Below are 5,200 nucleotides of genomic sequence, written 5' to 3' on the forward strand. Positions count from 1 at the left end.
ACAATTGGTGTGACGCAACCATGAAAATAAGTTGTCGTTCCATTACGATGATTGCGGCAATTACAATGGGGACAACTAATTTTCTTTGAAGAAAAATATTCCGTACCATCTAAAGCTATTAAAATTTCCTCATCTAAGTAGAAAAATTTTTTAATAACTCCCGGTTTTTTTAACCATTGATAGACTTGTTGAAAAGAGCCAAATATTGTGGCAGCTGGGATAGGATCTAACAGGTTTCTGATTTGATTATCACCAGGTATTTTTTTGATACCAAATAAACTTGAAGCATTATCTTTTCCCTTACTACTTTTCATCAAACGTTGATGCTCTAAAAAAGAAGGTGACTGAGTAAAAAAAACCGAAAAAGCCGCCTTAACTGCATCTTCTACCTGATATTTGGTATTGTTTCCTGGTTTTCTGTCATCGGGTAAGTCATGTAATTCTTGAACTAAAAATTGTATTAATTCAGGAATTTCTCAAGTCACAGCCTTTTTCGTCATCGCAGAACAGTTTGATTAATTAATATTTCCAACTTAATAAGTTTACCTCAACAGACAACAATCATCAATTTTTATTTGGTTCTCTTTCTGATGTAGAGAACTTTTGTTCTAGATTGCTCCCATCTTTCAAATATTTTGAGTATAAATACTCTATATACTCACTTCTCTGCGATGCAGTCGCACTCGCGGGAGCGCATTTTGTAGCTTGCTTAAAGCTTTGTTTCTGTCTGTATCACTTGTTACTTTTTAAAATGAGAATTGCTGCTTGGCCTGTACCTTGCTTGCCCGTTGGGATTCTGGCTATCAAGAGCCGTGGTTAGTTTTGACCGACTTGTCACCCCAAAGGGCTGATGCCCTCTGGTATGGCTTACGTCCTTCTACGGAGTGTGTTTACCGCGACCTCAAATCCGACGGCTGGCAATGGCAAAACACTCGCCTGCTTGACCCAGAGCGTGCCGAACGCCTTTGGTTAGCTATGGCTGTAGCTACTCTCTGGATGGTTATGCTGGGAGGAGAAGCGGAAAATCAATCTCCTGAACCCAATTTGTCGCCACTTCCCCCCCAACATACTGTCTTTAGTAAAACTCTCCATCTCAAACCTCTACGTCAGCTTTCTTGTTTTCTTCTGGGTTCTATTACCCTAGTTGCTGATTTACTGAAAGGTTTATCGATTCACCTTCATCGTTGGAGTTCTTTCCCTCCCACCCCCGTTGATGCTTTTTACTACTCCCCTTCCTCTTAGTTGTAAAATACCTACACCTGTCAGACTTCCCCACTTCCCTAAAATTCCAGAGGTTATAAGATAATTAAGCGATGATTAAAGAACCGTTAATTGAATTGAGAGGAGTATCGAAAAGATTCGGGGATAATGTTATTCTCGATGGTTTAGATTTAACCATTTATCGAGGGGAGGCCCTGGTAATTATCGGGCCGTCGGGAACGGGAAAATCAACGGTTTTACGAATAATTGCGGGATTAACGGGGATAAATGCTGGAGAAATTCGTATTAAAGGTCAATTGCGTCAGGGATTGCTAGAAGATGGTCGAGAAGCGATGCGAACTTCCTTAGTTTTTCAACAAACGGCCCTGTTTGATTCTCTCACCGTCGGGGAAAATGTCGGTTTTTATCTTTATGAACAAACTAATTTAAAAAAAGCCAGAATTATGGAATTAGTGGAAAAAAGCCTGGAAATGGTCGGTTTACAGGGAATTAGTGACCTTTATCCCTCGGAACTATCGGGAGGAATGCGTAAACGGGTGGCTTTTGCCCGCGCTATTATCACTAATCCCGATAATCCGGCCGATAATCCAGAATTACTGCTGTATGATGAACCTACCGCCGGATTAGACCCGATAGCTTCCACAATTATCGAGGATCTAGTGCGGACTCTCCATGAAAAATCAGGGTCTGCGAACACTTATGTGATGGTTTCTCACCAACAAAGTACCATCCGACGCACCGCCGATCGAGTAGTATTTCTCTATCAGGGAAAAGTGCAATGGCAGGGATTAGTGGCAGATATCGATCGTACCGATCATCCCATGATCCGACAATTTTTTAGTGCCAGCATTGAAGGCCCGATTAGGACAATCGTTTAAGCTACATTAAGCTAAATTAAGAACTATCGAGAATGAGAGAAAAATCATGCAGAGTTCGCGAGCTTTACGGGAAGGAAGACTAGGTTTGTTTGCTCTAGGCGGATTATTAGTCTTTGGGGCGCTCGCTATCTGGGTTCGCGGGGGGGGATTTGGTCAAAGAACCTATCAATTAATCTTCGAGTTTGCCGACGTGGAAGGGTTACAAGTCGGGGCGCCGGTGCGTTTTCGCGGGGTGAGAGTGGGAAGAATTACGAGTTTTATCCCGGGAAGCAATCAAGTGGAGGTTATTGCCGAGATCGCTTCTGCTACTTTAGTTATGCCTAGGAAGGTAACTGTTACTACCAATCTTTCCGGATTAATTGGTGAGGCAGCCATCGATATCACTCCCTTAGTTTCTTTAAGTGCTGAGGCCAAAAATCTCGACCCTCTGGCTCCCGACTGTGATCAACAGTTAATTCTCTGTAATAATACTCGTTTACAGGGGACAACAGGAACACAATTAATGTCTAGTGTTGGTCGTTTAGTGGATACTTTTACCAGTCCTGAATTTGTGGGTAATCTCAATGATGTCACCAAAAATACCGCTATAGCAGCTCAAAAAATCGCCCGTTTATCCGATGATACCTCCCAGACTATCCGTAATGCCCAAAGAGAAATCTCTCGTCTATCTTTGGAATTAGCTACCACCAGTCGCTCGGTCACTAATACAGCTAATAATGCCTCCCGTTTTGTCAATACTTTAGATAATACCGTTCAGGAAAATCGCAGTCAAATCAGCAGGACTTTTCAACAATCTTCCCAATTGGTCGCTAATCTCAATGCTGTTCTCAGCGAAAATCGCGGACAAATTGTTGATACTCTCGGTAATATTAATCAAGCTAGTTTAGGTATTGGTAGTCTCGCTAATAATCTCAATAATACCGCCCTGAGGTTGAATGCAGGTTTAGATGAAATTGATACTAAACAAGTCATGCAAAATATCGAGACTATTTTGAATAATGCGGTGGAAACATCGAATAATTTACGAGAAATTACTAAAACTATTAACGATCCTGCTACAATTGTCGTACTGCAAAAAACTCTCGAATCCGCTAGGGTGACTTTTGAAAATACTCAAAAAATCACCTCCGATATCGATGAGTTAATTGGTGATCCCCAATTTCGCGAGAATTTAAGACGTTTAATCGATGGCTTAAGTAATCTGCTTTCTTCCGGGGAACAATTAGAATATAATTTGCGTATCGCTCAAACTTTAGATACCATGACTCAAGAGTTAGCTAAACAAAAAGTTTTGACCATCTCTCGACCTTTAAATCCTAAGCAAATGCAACTCTATCCCCAATTTATCGTTCAACAACCACCCACGAGTGAAAAATGACAAAACAGCACAATTCAAGCGATTTTCAGTGAACAGTAATCAGTGAACTGAAAACTCACATCTGATAACTGATAACTGATAACTGATAACTGATAACTGATAATAATATGTTGAAATCAATTTGTATTACTCTTGGAACTCGTCCTGAAGCGATTAAATTAGCTCCCGTTATTCGTGCTTTTCAAGAATCGGAACAGTTTCAAACCCATGTAATTCTGACGGGACAGCATAAAGAAATGGTAGCGCAGGTGATGGAATTATTTGCTTTAAAAGCAGATGAAAATCTGGATATTATGCAAACCCGTCAAACATTAACTGATATTACTTGCCGCAGTTTACGGGGTTTAGAAACGGTTTTTGAACGCATAAAACCAGATTTAATTATTGTGCAAGGTGATACTACCACGGCTTTTGCTGCTGCTTTAGCGGCTTTTTATCAACAAATTCCTATCGCCCATGTGGAAGCAGGATTAAGAACTAATGATATCTATAATCCCTATCCCGAAGAAGCTAATCGCCGCCTAATTTCTCAACTGACTACCCTACATTTTGCTCCCACAACTTTAGCCGTGGAAAATTTACAAAAATCTGGGGTGACAGGAAATATTCACCACACCGGCAATACGGTTATTGATGCTTTATTAAGCGTAGCCAAAACCGCACCAGAATGTCAAATTGCGGGCTTAAATTGGTCAGATTATCGGGTTTTATTAGCTACGGTTCACCGCCGGGAAAATTGGGGCGAACCCTTACAGGATATTATCAAAGGATTCACTTTGTTGTTAGAAAAATATGCCGATACAGCCCTATTATTACCCCTCCATCGCAATCCCACCGTCCGAGAACCAATAAAGTCCGCTTTGGGCAATCATCCCAGGGTATTTTTAACTGAACCTCTCGATTATGCCGAGTTAGTGGGGGCGATTCAACGCTGTTATTTATTATTAACTGATTCGGGGGGCATTCAAGAAGAAGCCCCTAGTTTAGGAAAACCGGTTTTAGTATTGCGAGAAACCACGGAAAGACCGGAAGCAGTACAAGCGGGAACAGCGAAATTAATTGGTACTAATCCAGAGCAAATTTTAGCAGAAGCGGGAGAATTATTAGGGGATAAAATCGCCTATGATCGTATGGCTAATGCCATTAATCCTTTTGGAGATGGACAAGCATCCCAAAGAATCCTCCAAATCGTCCAAGATTTTTTGGCTTAATCTATGACTACTTGGTTGGGTATCGACCCCGGATTAGCGATTGTCGGTTGGGCTATTCTCCGGGATAATAGTGAGTTAATGCCGATTTTAGTCGATTACGGCACGATCGAAACTTCTAAAAATCTTTCTACTGCCCAGCGTTTGATCGAAATTGAACGGGATTTAAAGGAGTTAATCGCAGAATATAAACCGGGGGAAATTGCCGTGGAAATGCCCTTTTTTAACCGGCAAATCAAGGCAGCCGGTGGAGTCCTGCAAGCATTGGGAATTATCAATCTGGTTAGCTGTCGCGATGGAGGAATTGAACCGATTTTCCTCCATCAAGCTAGTTGGAAATGTCATCTCGGCCATGGTAGGGCCACTAAAGCGGAGGTGGCCGAACAAATTAAGTATTTATTCGGATTGACAAAAATGCCTATTAATGACGCTGTAGATGCTATAGCGATCGCATACGCTGCTTTCAGTGGCGTTCGCAATCAAATCTCTTGAAGCAATTTGACGAAATTGGCGCA

General features: G+C 41.5%; 5 protein-coding genes and 1 pseudogene. 5 read left to right on the forward strand and 1 reads right to left on the reverse strand.

Annotation, left to right across the window (positions count from 1 at the left end; genetic code table 11):
* Window positions 1-473, reverse strand: a pseudogene (locus PX636_RS16570) (ISNCY family transposase); the annotation flags it as partial.
* 292 nt (window positions 474-765) lie between these two features.
* Between PX636_RS16570 and PX636_RS16575 the strand changes: the two are divergent.
* The 5 genes from PX636_RS16575 to PX636_RS16595 all read left to right on the forward strand — a co-directional run bounded on the left by PX636_RS16575 (window position 766) and on the right by PX636_RS16595 (window position 5,177).
* Window positions 766-1,242: a transposase gene (locus tag PX636_RS16575; protein ID WP_231859705.1), complete on the forward strand. Its 477-nt coding sequence runs from the start codon at window positions 766-768 to the stop codon at window positions 1,240-1,242.
* Window positions 1,243-1,316: 74 nt separating this feature from the next.
* Window positions 1,317-2,099, forward strand: a complete 783-nt coding sequence (locus tag PX636_RS16580) for an ABC transporter ATP-binding protein (RefSeq protein ID WP_288117889.1) — start codon at window positions 1,317-1,319, stop codon at window positions 2,097-2,099.
* Window positions 2,100-2,145: 46 nt separating this feature from the next.
* Window positions 2,146-3,477 carry an MlaD family protein gene (locus tag PX636_RS16585; protein ID WP_012264207.1) on the forward strand — a complete coding sequence of 444 codons (1,332 nt, stop codon included), beginning with the start codon at window positions 2,146-2,148 and terminating at the stop codon, window positions 3,475-3,477.
* Window positions 3,478-3,584: 107 nt separating this feature from the next.
* The gene (gene wecB / locus PX636_RS16590; RefSeq protein ID WP_044034652.1) at window positions 3,585-4,688 is read left to right on the forward strand and encodes a non-hydrolyzing UDP-N-acetylglucosamine 2-epimerase; all 1,104 of its coding nucleotides are present in this window, start codon (window positions 3,585-3,587) and stop codon (window positions 4,686-4,688) included.
* A gap of 3 nt (window positions 4,689-4,691) precedes the next feature.
* Window positions 4,692-5,177 carry a crossover junction endodeoxyribonuclease RuvC gene (locus PX636_RS16595; protein WP_002763127.1) on the forward strand — a complete coding sequence of 162 codons (486 nt, stop codon included), beginning with the start codon at window positions 4,692-4,694 and terminating at the stop codon, window positions 5,175-5,177.
* The last annotated feature ends 23 nt before the right edge of the window (window positions 5,178-5,200 follow it).

The sequence above is a fragment of the Microcystis sp. M53598_WE2 genome (assembly GCF_030067735.1).
GTDB lineage: Bacteria > Cyanobacteriota > Cyanobacteriia > Cyanobacteriales > Microcystaceae > Microcystis > Microcystis aeruginosa.